We start from the raw sequence: 15397 nt of genomic DNA, 5'->3' as shown, positions 1-15397 counted from the left end.
CCGATAAAAAACTAACATTCCCTACTCATCAATCCCACCTCTGATTAAACCCACTCTGCATCACTTTTTTATCCACAACACCATCTTGTTTCATTCAATAATGTCGACTAATTCGCACTATACCTAGACTAAAAATTCATCGTATACAGCAAAATATATCAGTGGACAACCGTTGCTATCGTTCAATATTTCACTTCATATTTAAACTTTGATCTATACCTCCCTGTGATTACTCACTTGGTTATCCATGGCAAAACTGTCTATCGAGTCACATAAACTCATACAATATTATTGTAATCTTTTCGTCATCAAATAAAGGACACACTGAATTAAGTGAGAAACAATATGAAAAAAATGTATTTAGCACTAGCAATCGCAGGTCTACTAGCAGGTTGTGCAACTCAAGGAAATAACGCACCAGAAAAAGCGACAGCGCCTGCGGCTTCTTCATCAATGGCTATGGTAACTGGCGATAATCTAATTGTTGATCCACAAATTAGTGATTTCCGTGCTAACAGTGGTAAAAGTGACGTTTGGGTAAAATATTCAAACAAAAATGCGGGTCTTGGTGATGTAGGTAGTTCTAAAGTATCCGCATTCCAATCTGATGAAGGTTCAGCTCGTCTTCGCTTTATCAGTGCAAACGATGATTTCTCAGCCACTCCAGGTCTACTACAAACAGTGAATGGCCTAAAAGCAAACACTGATTACGTTTACTCTGTGTACTTTGAAGATAGAAAAGGCCCAATGTCACCAACAGCACTTCTAGCGGGTGTTCAAGGTATTGATGGTAAAGTGATTTCTGAGCAAACCGTGACAGCTGCTGACCTAGCAGATGCACCTCACGCTGACAGAAAATCATTCAAACAAGTTGTGGTAGAGTTCAACTCAGGCAACAACACTTCAGCAACGGTTTTTGCTAAGCTAAAAGTAGTTGATAAGTCTGCACTAGATATGGCCGGCAATATCGGTAAACAAACTGAAGTTCGCGTAGATGGCTTCTCTCTAACTGCAAAATAATCTTACTGGCTAAGACGATTTAGAGAACACATTTTAAATGCCCCATCATGATTCATGACGGGGCATTTTTATACCTGCAACTCTTTTGCTTTAAGACACAGATTATAAATTTCGAAATTCGGCGTGGGTTTGACGAGAATCAGATGTCACAAACGCTTCCATATCTCGCAGTGTCCCCTCAATTTCTGAAAAATCTTGCTCCATGATGGTTAATAGTTCTTTCGCAGAGCGCCCTGATTGCCACGGTTTTTGCTTCATTTGATGGTCAAACTGTTGCTGCCGAGTCTGAAATATTTGAGGCGACTGTTTTTCCAACATCAAACTAGTCGCAAAATACGCTAAAATCACCAGAAAGCCACCACCAAGAAGCGTGGCCGATACAAATAAAATGCGCACTACCCAAACTTCAAAACCAAATCGCGCCGCAATACCTGCACACACGCCAGTCAGTTTGCCTTTATGAGTGTCTCGGTATAATCCTTTCATTAACGCGACCTCCAATTAGGCGATTCCGCGTCCAAGATTTTTTCAAGGTTTTCAATTCTCTGCTTCATCGCTACCACTTTACTCGATAGCTGCTGTAACTGCTCTCTTTCACTGTCAGACAAACCTTGGTTTAACTTGCGCTGACTTCGGTAGTGCAGTATCAACCACAATGGAGCAACAAAAATCAAAAACACACTCAGTGGTACAGTGATCAGTGCTGTAGACATCTAACCCCCTATTTAATTAGTTATTAACGTCATCTTTCATTTTCTGAAGCTCTTTTTCTATCTCATCATCAGCTTGCAACTCTGCAAACTGATCATCTAAGTTGGACTGATTACCCATTTGGTAACTGTCCGCATCCGCTTCTAATCGATCAATTTTTTGTTCGTACTGCTCAAATTTAGCTAAGGTATCTTTGGTGCGACTGCTGTGCAAATGTTGTTGAATGTCTTTGCGACTCTTCGCGGTATTCTGACGCATAACCAAAGCCGATTGACGCGCGCGGGTTTCGTTGATCTTATTCTCAAGCTTCCCTACTTCATCACTGAGCTTATTAATGGTGTCTTCCACCAACGTCTGCTCTGAGTGAAGTGACGCTAGCACTTTATTCATACGCTGCTTTTCAACCAATGCTGCGCGAGCGAGTTCCTCTCTTTTATGACTTAACGCCAATTGAGCCTTTTGCTGCCAATCGGCTACTTGCTCTTCAACTTGAAGTATACGTCGTTGTAGGTCTTTACGCTCCGCTAACGCCTTAGCTGAATTCGTTCGCACCTCTACTAAGGTGTCTTCCATCTCTTGTAGAATAAGACGAATCATTTTTTCGGGATCTTCAGCCTTATCAAGTAGCGCATTGATATTGGAATTAACTATGTCAGCAAAACGAGAAAATATGCCCATTTTATTGCTCCTTGTTCTAAAGTGAGAATGATTCTAAATTGAAAGTGTCAGTCAAGCTGAAAGTTACAAAAGCACGCCGCGCATTGTTTCATCCAACCCCGTTAATGGAAACTTATCCAAATTGCGTGCCACAATTTAACTCCGTCATATTGTGAGAGATATTCCCAACCCAACACCTTAACCAGCCCCCTTACTATGGGGGATTTACATGCCTTGCAACATAAACAGCACCTACGTCTCACTGTTGTTGATTCAAGCGTAAATACTTTGACATTACTGCCAAATAGTAAATTATTAACCACTAATCGGTGAAAAATACCAATAGGCATACAGATGAAACAGACACTCATTGGTCAATCCAGCCTTTTTCTTGCGGTATTAGATAAAGTATCCAAACTGGCAGCGATAGAGCGCCCCGTATTAATCATGGGAGAAAGAGGCACAGGGAAAGAGTTGATTGCGCAAAGGCTGCATTATCTGTCAAAGCGGTGGGACAAACCTTTAGTCAGCCTTAACTGTGCCGCTTTAAGTGAAGGCATCGTCGATTCCGAGCTCTTTGGCCATGAAGCGGGGTCATTTTCCGGTGCAACAGGCAAGCATTTAGGCCGTTTTGAGCGCGCAGAAGGAGGGAGCCTGTTTCTTGATGAACTGGCAACAACGCCCTCTTCAGTTCAAGAAAAGCTACTGCGAGTGATCGAATACGGTGAATATGAACGAGTGGGCGGTCGCAAAACCTTACACTCTGATGTGCGATTGATCTGCGCCACCAATGTCAATCTTCTAGAACTTGCCCAGCAAGGAGCATTTCGCTCTGATCTGCTCGATAGACTTGCCTTTGATGTCATCCTACTCCCTCGTTTACAACAACGACGAGACGACATATTGCTGCTTGCCGAGCACTTTGCCCTGCGTATGTGTCAAGAGCTTGCACTGCCTCTGTTTGCAAGCTTTAGTGCGCAATGTCAGCAAAGACTGCTTGAATACGCATGGCCGGGAAATGTTCGTGAATTAAAAAATGTCGTGGAACGCGCTGTCTATCTCAATCCCGATCCCGCGCAACCAATCTCTGAGATAATCTTTAATCCCTTTGCAGGGCTTAATGAAGTTGGCAACACAGAAAATCCAAGTCCATCTCAGCAAGATATTGAAAATTCGACAATTTCTTTACCACTGGATTATAAGCACTGGCAACAAACACAAGATATTCAGCTATTAAAACAAGCGTTACAACACGCTCAACATAATCAAAAGAACGCCGCCGGTCTGCTAGGCTTGAGTTATCATCAATTTCGCGGAATGCTCAGAAAGTACAAAATGGTTTGAGATCAAACGCTAACCTAATGGAGCTTCCAAGATAGAAGTGTTAAATTATGCAGTTCATTTTTAAAGAGCAATCAATGGTACGTCAGAATATGCAGACGGATATCTGGAAAACACTGAAACTTGGATTTCTAGGTGCGTGCTTCTTAGCCTTAACCGGGTGTGGCGAAGTCAACGTTTCCCATCAGATAAAACAAGACGGTTTCATTTTTTGTGGTCAAGGAACACCCAGCTCTTTCAACCCACAGCTGGTCAATAATGACCTAGCCGCTGATACGGTTGCTCCACAAATTTTTAATACCTTAGTGCATTTTTCCAACCTAAATTCGGTTTTAGAGCCAATGCTTGCCACAAGTTGGAGCGTCGATAAATCCGGTACTCGCTATCAATTTAATCTACGTAAAGGGGTGTCATTTCAAACCACTGCTTGGTTTACTCCAACCCGTGAATTTAATGCACAAGATGTGGTATTTACCTTTAAACGCGTCATTGATAGCCGTCACCCTTTCCACTATGTCGGTGGCGGGCACTACCCTTGGTTTGACGCCATTGGCTTTAAACACATATTAAAAGACGTTAAAGCCGTTGATGCACACACAGTGATTTTTGAGCTCTACAAGCCAGACAACACCTTTTTGTCTAATCTCTCAACAACCTATGCCAGCATTCATTCTGCCGAATACGCCAATGATCTGCTTAAGGCTGATCAAAAACAGCGCCTTGATCGCTACCCTGTAGGTACAGGGCCGTTTTATCTCGATCAATTTAGCGTCAATGATTTTATTCGCTTACGCCGCAATCCAGACTTTTGGGGTGAACCGGCTAAAATGAAACAGGTGGTGCTGGACATTACTTCTCGCGGAACCGGCACATTAGCCAAACTGCTCCGCAACGAGTGTGACGTTTTATTCTCGCCACGTTCAAGTCAAATACCGACGATTCGAGCTCACCCCGACCTTGAGCTACAAGCTTATCCAAGCATGAATGTAGCGTTTATTGCACTGCGCACTTTAAACCCAGCATTAAACGATGCGCGAGTACGAAAGGCATTGAATATCGCTATTAATCGAAACGCTATTATTGACTCGGTTTATTATGGCTACGGTGTCCCCGCCTATTCGGTATTGCCTCCCGAATCTTGGGCCTACGAAAAAAATTCACAACAAGTTCGTTATGATCGTAACTACGCCAGAGCGTTGATTCGTGACGCTGGCTATGCCAATGGGCTTGAGTTATCGATGTGGGTCTCTCTTGAACCGACCGCCTATAACCCTAGCCCTCGTAAAGTGGCAGAGCTATTGCAATCCAACTTTGCCGATATTGGCGTCAAATTGCACATTTACTTAGATGAACGTTCAACGTTTAAAAGCATTGCCGACGCCGATATGATTTTAACTGGATGGAATGCCGATACCAGTGATCCTGATAACTTCTTCCGCCCGCTACTTTCTTGCAACGCTGATCGCACTGTGGTCAATATTGCCTCTTGGTGTAATGCGGATTTTGACTCTTTAATTAATTTGGCAAAAGAAACAACTCAAAAGCGTTATCGTTTGAATTTATATCGTCAAGCACAAAACTTGCTTGATGAAGAAGTGCCTATTATTCCTATCGCACACGGTATGCAATTTAGAGCAAAACACAAAACATTAAAGGGGTTCAGTGATACCCCATCTAATACTTTGAGTTTTGAACACGTTGAGAGGAGAAAATAGTGTTTATATACACCGTTCGACGTTTTAACTTATTTATTATTACGTTGCTGATCTTAACCTTAGTCGGTTATAGCATTTTGCGATTGGACCCAACATCACCTTGGGCGATTTCTGATTTTTGGCAAGGTTGGTGGCTGTATTTACAAGAGATCAGTCATTTAAACTTTGGTACTACTGCGCAAGGTCAACCTGCTTTTGAAGAAGTCAAAATCGTGTTTAGCGCAACCTTAGAGCTGTGCTTTTTCGCCTTTATTTTGGCGCTTTGTATTGGCCTACCACTGGGAACACTCGCCGGTGTCAGACAGAATAAATGGTCAGACCGATTGATATCGTTCTTCTCTATGGCTGGCTATTCTGCTCCCCTATTTTGGGTGGCGCTATTGTTGGTCATGCTGTTTTCGCTTAGCCTTGAATGGTTGCCTATTTCTGGTCGCTATAACCTGCTATACGATATTCCTCATATCACCGGATTTGCGATGATTGATGCTTGGCTCAGTAATAGCCCGAACCGCGAAGCGGCGTTTGCCAGTGTTGTCATGCATTTAATCTTACCTGCTTTGGTACTTGCCCTTGCTCCAACCACTCACTTTATTCGTTTAATGCGTGCCTCCGTCGCCGATGTCATCGGTAAGAATTACATCCGCGTTGCGCGAATTAGAGGTTTGTCAAAAGTAGAGATCATTTTGCAGCACGTACTGAGAAATGCCATTCCGCCAATCATTCCCTTAATTGGTGTACAGTTATCAAGCATGCTGACGTTTGCCATTATTACCGAGTCCATTTTTAACTGGCCAGGTATTGGTCGTTGGCTGTTGGACGCGGTCGCAAATCGCGATTACGTTTCAATACAAGCAGGCGTCATGGTAGTGGCAAGCTTTGTATTGGCGACACAAATTCTGTCTGAGCTTATCGGCACTGTAATTAATCCACTGGCAAGGAAGGAATGGTATGCTAAATACTAGCGTCTATCTCGAGGAGAGCATACCCACTCAAAGAGAGCGTTTCTGGCGTCATTTCAGAAGCAATAATTTGGCCATGTTCGGACTGTGGAACCTAGGTTTCATTTTGATCATCACTTTAATTTCACCGTTTATTGCGCCACACGATCCATTAACGCAATCATCGGTGTTATTGCAGCCCCCTTCTTGGGCAAAAGAAGGGAGCATTGAATACTTTCTTGGTACAGACGATTTAGGTCGAGATATTTTGTCTCGCTTGTTGATAGGCTCTCAAATCACCTTGGGATCGGCCGTATCAATTACTTTAATCGCCGCCTTTATCGGGTGCATTATTGGCGCCTTGGCCGGTATGACCAAAGGGCTACTGTCCAGTATTCTCAATCACGTGCTTGATACCGTAATGTCAATTCCTTCATTACTGTTGGCGCTTATTTTTATCGCCTTTTTAGGTACCGGCATGACCTCTATCATGATGGCCATCTGTTTAGCACTGATCCCAAGATTTATTCGTAGTGTTTATCAAGCCATCCATACCGAGGTTGAAAAAGACTACATCATGTCTGCCAAACTCGACGGTGCAGACAATTGGTATTTACTGACAGTCTCAATCTTACCCAATGTATTAGCGCCAATTACCGCCGAGTTTACGTTTGCATTGACCGTGGCATTACTGGATATCACCGCATTAGGCTTCTTAGGGTTGGGCGCGCAAGCACCGAGTCCTGAATGGGGCGCTATTATTGGTGATTCCGTAGAGCTTATCTACCTTGCACCTTGGACCGTTGTCCTGCCCGGACTTGCTATCATGTACAGCGTAATCAATATCAACTTAGTGGGTGAAGGCATTCGTGACGCACTCAATGCGGGAGTCGAATAATGCCTGTTTTAGATTTTAGACACGTCACCATTGAAATAGAAACGCCGCAAGGAACGGTTAAAGCCGTCGATCGCATGAGTTTGACCATTAATGAAGGGGAAATTCGCGGTTTAGTCGGTGAGTCAGGATCAGGCAAAAGTCTGCTGGCCAAAGCTATTGTCGGTCTTGAAAAAGACAATTGGAAAATTACCGCCGATAGAATGCGCTTAGGCAATGTCGATTTGCTGGCTCTGAAGCCAAAAGAAAGACGTAAAGTTATTGCCAGTGAAATTGCAATGATCTTTCAAGAACCATCCACCTGTCTTGATCCGAGTGAACGAGTGGGCCAGCAACTGGCTGAATCTATCCCCTCTCGCACCTTTCAAGGTAAACTTTGGCAACGTTGGGGCTGGCGCAAAAAGACCTCCATCGCGCTACTTCATAAGGTTGGCATTAAAGAGCACTCCAGAATCATGCGCAGTTATCCGTATGAGTTAACCGATGGCGAATGTCAGAAAGTCATGATCGCCATGGCGATTGCAGCTAAGCCTAAAATTCTGGTGGCCGATGAGCCCACCAATGACCTTGACCCAATTACGCAAACGCAAATTTTAAAATTGCTTAGCCGTATGAACCAACTGCACAACACCACCATCATTTTGATTGGACATGATCTTGCTGCCATTACGCAATGGGCAAAGAAAATCACCGTGATGTATTGTGGGCAAAGCGTCGAATCTGCGCCAACCGAGCGTTTAATGACGGCAGCAAAGCACCCCTATACCCAAGCATTGCTTGAAGCATTGCCCGATTTTAGTGGTCGACTTCCTCATAAACAAAAGTTGCAATCGCTTTCTGGCAGTATTCCACCATTGCAACATTTACCTATAGGTTGTCGCTTAGGGCCTCGTTGCCCATACGCGCAACACAAATGCGTTAAAACACCGTTTTCTAAAAAAGAAAAAGGTCATAAGTACAGTTGTCACTTTCCTCTCAATACTAAGGTTGTTGAATGAGCTCACTATTAGAGGTTAGAAACCTAAGCAAAACTTTTGTTAACCGCTATGGCTTATTTAGAAAGCAACATTTTGAAGCGGTAAAACCGGTCAGCTTTACCTTAGAGCCAGGACAAACCTTGGCTTTAATTGGGCAGAACTCATCGGGAAAATCCACTTTAGCGAAAATGATTGCTGGGGTTATTGAGCCCAGTTCAGGAGAGATTTTCGTTAACGGTGAAAAGCTTGAGCATAAAGATTATTCCACTCGCTGCAAACTGATTCGAGTGGTGTTTCAAGATCCAAACTCTTCTCTTAATCCGCGCATTCAAATTGGGCAAATTTTAGAAGGCCCACTAAAACGAAACACAGCGATGACTCCTGAGGCGCGGAAAAAGCGCGTAATCAGCACCTTAAAGCGAGTGGGTTTACTGGCTGAACACGCCTATTTTTACCCACAAATGTTAGCCGCAGGACAAAAACAAAGGGTGTGTATTGCCCGAGCTCTTATCCTACAACCATCCATTATTATTGCCGATGAAGCACTCAACGGTTTAGACATGGCGATGCGCTCACAGATCATTAACTTGTTGCTGGAATTGCAAGATGAGATGGGACTGTCGTTTATCTATGTTTCTCAACAAATTGGTATTGTTAAGCACATCTCAGATAAAGTGATGGTCATGGCAAACGGTGAAGTGGTTGAAGCAGGAAATACTCAGCAAGTACTGTCTAACCCCGAGCACCCTATTACGAAAAAACTGGTTGATAATCATTTCTTTACTGCGCCAAACTATTCTAAATAACACCGACTAAAAAGGGCTGGATGATCACTCATCCAGCCCTTACATTTATTTAGTACTATTGGTATTACACAAGCTCAGCTTGTAGCCAAGGCCAGCCTTGCTTCTTACGGCTTAGCGTGTTTTCCATCATAAGTACGCCATTATCAGCGTGCTTGTCTAGCTTAGCGGCCCACTCACCTTTGTATAGAAGACGAGTTGTAGCTGTGGTGATGTCCGTTAGCATCACAGCGGCAAATGCTAGGCTATCTTCTTCACAACGACGCACTAAATCTTGCTCTAGAGCGTCAATTTGACCGTCAACTTGTTCTAAAGTTGCTAGCTCGATTTGACCTACAACCACATCACGACCATTGAATGGGTACGCTTTAAGATCTTTCTCAACAAGTTGTGCTGGCGTTAGACCTTCGATGTCCGTTTTCGCAATCAATAGTGCTTTGATGAATGCGTCTACGTCGTCAACACCCGCAATTTTTGCTAGCTCTTGTACCGCGTCTTTGTCTTTTTGCGTACATGTTGGAGAAGCGAAACCTACTGTGTCAGACAAAATAGCCGACATCATAAGTTTTGCGATTGCAGGAGTAATTTCAGCACCTTCAATTTTGAACATGTTGAACAGAACAGTACAAGAACAACCGACAGGCCAGATCCACGCTTCAAGTGGGTTTACTGTCATCACGTCACCAAGACGGTGGTGATCAACAATACCCAAAATTTCAGCTTCGTTAACATCATCAGGAGCTTGAGCTAAATCACTGTAATCAACCAACCAGATTTTCTCACCCGCGACAGAATCACGAAATTCTGGTTGCTCAACGCCAGCAACTTCAAGAATGTGGGCAGTTTCACGGTTGATTTCACCTTGACGAATTGGCTTAGCGTCTAGGCCACGAGCCTTAAGAAGTTCGGTAGCAGCCAGTGCTGAACAAATACTATCGCTATCTGGGTTTTTATGACCAACAACTAAAATCATTACTGTTCCTATAATGTTATCCAATGTGACGCCTAGAGTTAGGCGTTAAAGTTGAGACATTATACCCAATCGATTGCAAGTTTCTAGATGTGTCATGCCCTTCTGTTGACATCATTAAACGCTTTCGGGCAATAATATTGACGAAAAACCTTTACATTATCTATACTTTTTCGCGTACATAAAACGTAGAAGCGCGAAACTCTGTTAACCGCTCTACAAACATCCGTCAATTGACCTAGTTTTGACACTACACCCCGATAAAAACTATCAATTTTAGTTGAGTCGGTGTATCTTTTGCTCGCTGAAATCAATGTCCCTAACAAGTTGAATTGCATGTTTAATTTTGCCAATTTTTACCAATTAATCGCTCAAGACACGCGCCTACAGCCGTGGCTCGAAACGCTCCCAAAACAGCTTGCCGATTGGCAAAGTGCCGAACATGGCGACTTTGACCGCTGGTTGCGAGCGCTGAATAAGATCCCCGCATTAACGCCTGATACCATCGAACTCAAATATGAAGTGAATGTGTCAAACACTCAGCCCCTGATCGATGGCGAGAAGAAAAAGCTAGAGAATCTGCTAAAAACCTTCCATCCATGGCGCAAAGGTCCTTTTACTCTGCACGACATTCATATTGATACTGAATGGCGCTCAGACTGGAAGTGGGATCGATTACTGCCTCACATTACCCCTTTGGAAAACCGCTCTGTATTGGATGTGGGTTGCGGTAATGGCTATCACATGTGGCGCATGCTGGGCGCAGGTGCTCGACTTTGTGTAGGTATTGACCCTTCTCATCTGTTTCTCGTGCAGTTCGAAGCTGTTCGTAAACTGATGAACAACGATCAGCGTATTCATCTTTTACCGTTAGGTATTGAGCAACTACCTGAACTAAAAGCGTTTGATACGGTCTTTAGTATGGGTGTGTTGTATCACCGACGCTCTCCTCTTGACCATATTTTGCAATTGAAAAATCAACTATTGCCTGGTGGTGAGCTCATTCTTGAGACTCTTGTCATTGAAGGGGATGAAAATGCGGTACTTGTACCCGCCGATCGCTACGCTCAAATGCGCAACGTGTACTTTTTCCCATCAGCGAAAGCGCTGAAAGTATGGATGGAAAAGTGCGGCTTAGTGGATGTAAGAATTGTAGATGAAAACACCACCTCTGTCGGTGAGCAGCGTACAACACAATGGATGACCCACAATTCATTGCCTGAGTATCTTGACCCTGAAGATCCCAGCAAAACAATTGAAGGCTATCCAGCGCCGCGACGCGCAATACTCATAGCGAAAAATCCTAGTTAAAACATTGAAAGTTCAGCAAGTTTTTTTGTTGAACTGCCGATAAATTGAAATAAGTGTTCTACACTTAGTTTTATGAATCTGGTCCATTGACACCAGAAACTGAGCCAACAACAAATATGAATAGGTTTTCGATGCTCAAGCATATTATCGCGTTATCCGGAATCGTGCTTTTATCTGGATGTGTTCCGTCTAAAGCAACGCAACAAGAAACACAACAATATAGAACGGAATCTATGCAAGCAGTTAAGTCATCGGAAGAGAACTTATCTAAGAAAATTGACGACGTAAACACATCAGTAGACGCACAACACGCACAAATAGAGAAACTAGAACAGCAAATTCAAGTGATGTCTTCTCGCGTGAATAACTTGGCAAAACACAATGCAAGAGCGCTTCTTGAGTTTCAATCTCACAATAAACCCGAGCCAGAAAAACCTAAAAAACAAATGCCTAATGACAACTTAGTCACCCTAGGTTCTATTGAAATGGTGCACTTTAAAGAAATTGATGCTTCATTTGAGGCTCGAATCGATACTGGAGCGGCCACTTCATCATTAAACGCCACCGATATTCATAAATTTGAACGAAATGGTAAAAAGTGGGTTAAATTCAATATCACCGATCATAACTCAGAAGCTAGCGAACCTATTGTGGTCGAGGCACCTTTTGTTCGATATGCCCGAGTTCGTCAATCAAATGCAACTGAATCACACAGAAGACCCGTTGTTGAATTGTGGATTAGCTTAGGGGACGTAAGACAAAAAGCGCAATTTACATTAACGGATCGTTCACACATGAGCCACCCTGTATTGTTAGGACGTGAATTTATTAAAGACATCGCTTTAGTTGATGTCAGTAAAGAATTCATTCAAACAAAAAAACCTCAGTGACAAATTAGGTCGCCAAAATAATAAGGATTGTTATGACTTCAAGAGTGCCTTTTTACATATTTATCGCCCTACTCGTGGTTGCGGGTGCTGCGTTATCTATCATGCGCCATAATGCTTATGGCGTTCCTTGGACACCAGGAGAAAGCCGAGAACTGTGGGATATTGAAGCGCGCGTAGAGCTTGTTGCGCAAGGTGAACCTGTGACTGTATCACTGGCAGCTCCAGGGACCCAAAATGGGTTTACCTTAGTGGATGAGTCTGCCTCTTCGCCGGGTTATGGCGTTGCCTATGTGAACTCGGATATTGGCCGCCGTGCAGAATGGACCATTCGCTATGCCGAAGGCCCACAAACCATATACTATAAAGCTCAGTTTTTAGTCGACCCGCAAGCAAAAGTGGAAGCGGTTCCTCCAGAAGGTCCAATCGAAGCCCCCACCTTTGATGGCCCACAACAAGCAGCAGCCCAAGCCATTGTTGATGAAGCGACAAAACGCAGTGCCAATGATGAAACTCTCGCCAGAGAGGTCATTCGCAAACTCAACGATCCTAATAGCCAAAACGCGGCGCTGTTGCTCAACCATTTTACTAAGCAAGAAGCGCTGTCTGCCCTACTCTCTTTTGCCGAAGTGCAAAATAAAACAGTGGGTGTGATTCACTTAGAAGATGGCCGTCGCCGCCAATCAATTAACCCTATGGTTGAGGTGTGGAACGGTGATAACTGGATCTTGTTTAACGCTGATACTGGCGCGCAAGAAAAGAATGAGAACACGCTAATTTGGGACGAATCTAATGTTTCCTTGTTAGATGTCACTGGCGGTCGTAATAGCCAAGTCTTGTTCTCTATGATTGCCCAAGATATTACTCCGCGAGCCGCTACCGCGAGCAAAGTAAATGCTGACGATCTACTGAACTTTTCGATTCACAGCTTACCATTAGAAGAGCAGTCGATGTTTAAAACCATCATGCTGATCCCTATTGGCGCGCTCATCGTAGTGTTTTTACGCATTATTATCGGTTTGAAAACCTCGGGCACTTTCATGCCAGTGTTGATTGCGGTTGCCTTTGTACAAACTCAGTTATTGACCGGTATCGTGGGCTTCCTGCTCATTGTCGGAACGGGTTTGGTGATTCGAAGTTATCTCTCCAAGCTTAACTTACTGTTAGTGGCACGAATATCCGCGGTTATCATTACCGTTATCTTGATTATTTCGGTATTTACTATTGTTGCCTTTAACATTGGTCTGGTTGAGGGGCTTTCGATTACCTTCTTCCCAATGATCATTCTTTCTTGGACCATCGAGCGTATGTCGATTCTGTGGGAAGAAGAAGGTGCCAAAGAAGTGGTATTACAAGGTGGTGGCTCATTGCTCACCGCAGTCTTGGTCTACTTAGCCATGACTAACAGCTATATCCAGCACCTAACGTTTAACTTTATTGGTATGCAGCTCATTATCCTTTCCATCATTTTGATGTTAGGTAACTACACCGGATACCGTCTAACAGAATTGCGTCGCTTCAAGCCACTGGCGGAGGACTAAGTTATGTTCGGTCAATTTACTTCGCCATTTAAGATTCGTGCAAAAGGGATTATGGGCATGAACCAACGTAACCACAGTTACATTGGTAAATACAATGACCGTAGTAAATTCCCATTAGTGGACGATAAACTGAAAACCAAAAAGATCGCTGAGATCCACGGCGCGACAACGCCAGCGCTAATTGGTGTTATCGCCCAGCAAGCCGAAGTTAAACGTATTCATAAAATGGTCAAAGATTGGCCAGGGTTTTGTATCAAACCTGCACAAGGCAGTGGTGGTAAAGGCATTTTGGTGATTATTTCTCACAAAGATGGCGTTTATACAAAACCTTCTGGCGATACGGTCAATGAACAAGACGTTGAACGTCATATCAGTAACACCCTCGCTGGTCTATTTTCTCTTGGTGGGAAAAACGATGTCGCAGTGGTTGAAAACTTAATTAAGTTTGATGATTGCTTCGAAGGCTATAGTTACGAAGGTGTTCCTGATGTGCGTATTATCGTCTTTAAAGGCTACCCGGTAATGGCCATGATGCGTTTATCAACTTCTAATTCTGATGGAAAGGCAAACTTACACCAAGGTGCTGTGGGGGTAGGTGTCGATATTGCCACAGGACGCGCGGTAAGAGCGGTACAATATGACTTACCTGTCACCCACCACCCTGACACAGGGAAAGATCTCATGCAGCTACAAGTGCCGCACTGGGAACGCTTGCTAACCTTAGCTTCTAGTGCTTGGGAAATGACCGGGCTGGGTTATATGGGTACAGACATGGTATTGGATCAAGAAGAAGGCCCTATGGTCCTTGAGCTCAATGCTCGCCCCGGTCTTGCCATTCAAATTGCCAATGGCACGGGTCTTCTACCGCGACTGAACCACATAGAAAATCTTGGAGTGCCACTAGAGTATCCAAAACCGGCGGAACGTGTCGCTTACGCTGCAAAACAGTTCGCGGCTAAGTTCGATTAACGGTTCAAGATAACACGCTATAAACGCAATAAAGCCCTCTGATGAGGGCTTTATTATTATCAGTCTATTTACCTAGCGCTTCTTTGTAATGCACTCGGCAAACCGATACGTATTTATCATTACCACCAATGGCGACCTGATCACCTTCGGCAATAGGGTTGCCCTCTTCATCAGTACGAATCACCATATTAGCTTTGCGTCCACAATGACAAATCGTTTTCAGCTCTACCAATTTATCGGCCCATGCCAACAGATGACGACTCCCTTCAAATAGCTCACCAAGGAAGTCCGTTCGCAACCCGTAACATAAGACCGGAATATTCAGCTTATCGACAATCTCCGTCAGCTGATAGACCTGCTCCTTTGATAAGAACTGGCATTCATCAACCAATACGCAGTGATGCTGAGTATGTTGATTCAGTTCACTCATCTCTTTGAAAAGATCAGTTTCTTTATCAAATAGATGTGCATCTGCTTGCAAGCCGATTCTAGAGGTCACTTTGCCTTTGCCATAGCGGTTATCTAACGCTGCGGTAAAGATCAAAGGAGTCATGCCTCGTTCTTGATAGTTAAATGAGGACTGTAACAGTGTGGTGGATTTACCCGCATTCATTGCCGAGTAATAAAAGTACATTTGAGCCACGTAAAAGCCTTTCTTGTTC

At 43.8% G+C, this 15397-nt stretch carries 16 protein-coding genes; 11 read left to right on the top strand and 5 right to left on the bottom strand.

Going from position 1 to position 15397, the window contains the following annotated elements:
• Window positions 1-345 precede the first annotated feature (345 nt).
• A complete protein-coding gene (locus tag VEZ01S_RS05805) occupies window positions 346-1020 on the top strand; it encodes a hypothetical protein (RefSeq protein WP_040890285.1) in 675 nt (224 codons plus the stop codon).
• Between the two features lie 102 nt (window positions 1021-1122).
• Here the strand turns inward: VEZ01S_RS05805 and pspC are convergent, their stop codons facing one another.
• From pspC to pspA, 3 genes are read right to left on the bottom strand one after another with little or no spacing between them, the layout of a single operon-like run.
• Window positions 1123-1506, bottom strand: coding sequence for an envelope stress response membrane protein PspC (gene pspC, locus VEZ01S_RS05800; protein WP_021713083.1), 384 nt, complete (start codon window positions 1504-1506; stop codon window positions 1123-1125).
• Window positions 1506-1733 (bottom strand): envelope stress response membrane protein PspB, encoded by a 228-nt coding sequence (gene pspB, locus VEZ01S_RS05795; RefSeq protein ID WP_021713082.1) that lies wholly within the window; start codon window positions 1731-1733, stop codon window positions 1506-1508. Before pspB ends, pspC begins: the two co-directional genes overlap by 1 nt.
• Before the next feature lie 16 nt (window positions 1734-1749).
• Window positions 1750-2409 carry a phage shock protein PspA gene (gene pspA, locus VEZ01S_RS05790; RefSeq protein ID WP_021713081.1) on the bottom strand — a complete coding sequence of 220 codons (660 nt, stop codon included), beginning with the start codon at window positions 2407-2409 and terminating at the stop codon, window positions 1750-1752.
• A gap of 333 nt (window positions 2410-2742) precedes the next feature.
• On the opposite strand from pspA, the gene pspF reads away from it, so the two are divergent.
• The 6 genes from pspF (at window position 2743) to VEZ01S_RS05760 (ending at window position 9060) form a co-directional block, all read left to right on the top strand.
• A complete protein-coding gene (pspF, locus tag VEZ01S_RS05785) occupies window positions 2743-3732 on the top strand; it encodes a phage shock protein operon transcriptional activator (protein WP_021713080.1) in 990 nt (329 codons plus the stop codon).
• An 89-nt stretch (window positions 3733-3821) separates the two neighbouring features.
• Window positions 3822-5444 (top strand): ABC transporter substrate-binding protein, encoded by a 1623-nt coding sequence (locus tag VEZ01S_RS05780; RefSeq protein WP_040890296.1) that lies wholly within the window; start codon window positions 3822-3824, stop codon window positions 5442-5444.
• Window positions 5444-6406 (top strand): ABC transporter permease, encoded by a 963-nt coding sequence (locus VEZ01S_RS05775; protein ID WP_021713078.1) that lies wholly within the window; start codon window positions 5444-5446, stop codon window positions 6404-6406. The genes VEZ01S_RS05780 and VEZ01S_RS05775 overlap by 1 nt, the downstream gene beginning before the upstream one ends.
• Window positions 6393-7280: an ABC transporter permease subunit gene (locus tag VEZ01S_RS05770; RefSeq protein WP_021713077.1), complete on the top strand. Its 888-nt coding sequence runs from the start codon at window positions 6393-6395 to the stop codon at window positions 7278-7280. Before VEZ01S_RS05775 ends, VEZ01S_RS05770 begins: the two co-directional genes overlap by 14 nt.
• Complete coding sequence (locus VEZ01S_RS05765; RefSeq protein ID WP_021713076.1) at window positions 7280-8275, top strand: peptide ABC transporter ATP-binding protein; 996 nt, start codon at window positions 7280-7282, stop codon at window positions 8273-8275. Before VEZ01S_RS05770 ends, VEZ01S_RS05765 begins: the two co-directional genes overlap by 1 nt.
• Entirely contained in the window at window positions 8272-9060 is a 789-nt protein-coding gene (locus VEZ01S_RS05760) for a peptide ABC transporter ATP-binding protein (RefSeq protein ID WP_021713075.1), read from the top strand. Before VEZ01S_RS05765 ends, VEZ01S_RS05760 begins: the two co-directional genes overlap by 4 nt.
• A gap of 64 nt (window positions 9061-9124) precedes the next feature.
• Here the strand turns inward: VEZ01S_RS05760 and VEZ01S_RS05755 are convergent, their stop codons facing one another.
• Window positions 9125-10030, bottom strand: coding sequence for a manganese-dependent inorganic pyrophosphatase (locus VEZ01S_RS05755; protein WP_021713074.1), 906 nt, complete (start codon window positions 10028-10030; stop codon window positions 9125-9127).
• Window positions 10031-10363: 333 nt separating this feature from the next.
• Here VEZ01S_RS05755 and cmoB point away from each other — a divergent pair, with 333 nt between their 5' ends.
• From cmoB to VEZ01S_RS05735, 4 genes are all read left to right on the top strand, one after another.
• The gene (gene cmoB, locus VEZ01S_RS05750; protein ID WP_021713073.1) at window positions 10364-11338 is read left to right on the top strand and encodes a tRNA 5-methoxyuridine(34)/uridine 5-oxyacetic acid(34) synthase CmoB; all 975 of its coding nucleotides are present in this window, start codon (window positions 10364-10366) and stop codon (window positions 11336-11338) included.
• Between the two features lie 131 nt (window positions 11339-11469).
• Window positions 11470-12228: an ATP-dependent zinc protease family protein gene (locus tag VEZ01S_RS05745; protein ID WP_021713072.1), complete on the top strand. Its 759-nt coding sequence runs from the start codon at window positions 11470-11472 to the stop codon at window positions 12226-12228.
• A gap of 32 nt (window positions 12229-12260) precedes the next feature.
• A complete protein-coding gene (locus VEZ01S_RS05740; protein WP_021713071.1) occupies window positions 12261-13766 on the top strand; it encodes an inactive transglutaminase family protein in 1506 nt (501 codons plus the stop codon).
• Between the two features lie 3 nt (window positions 13767-13769).
• Window positions 13770-14735, top strand: coding sequence for an alpha-L-glutamate ligase-like protein (locus VEZ01S_RS05735; protein ID WP_021713070.1), 966 nt, complete (start codon window positions 13770-13772; stop codon window positions 14733-14735).
• A gap of 64 nt (window positions 14736-14799) precedes the next feature.
• On the opposite strand, the gene VEZ01S_RS05730 is transcribed toward VEZ01S_RS05735, so the two are convergent.
• The gene (locus VEZ01S_RS05730; protein WP_084621674.1) at window positions 14800-15378 is read right to left on the bottom strand and encodes a thymidine kinase; all 579 of its coding nucleotides are present in this window, start codon (window positions 15376-15378) and stop codon (window positions 14800-14802) included.
• Between the last annotated feature and the right edge of the window lie 19 nt (window positions 15379-15397).

The sequence above is a fragment of the Vibrio ezurae NBRC 102218 genome (assembly GCF_000467185.1).
GTDB lineage: Bacteria > Pseudomonadota > Gammaproteobacteria > Enterobacterales > Vibrionaceae > Vibrio > Vibrio ezurae.
The sequence above is the reverse complement of the archived record's forward strand: the minus strand, read 5'-3'. Positions and strand labels throughout refer to the sequence as shown.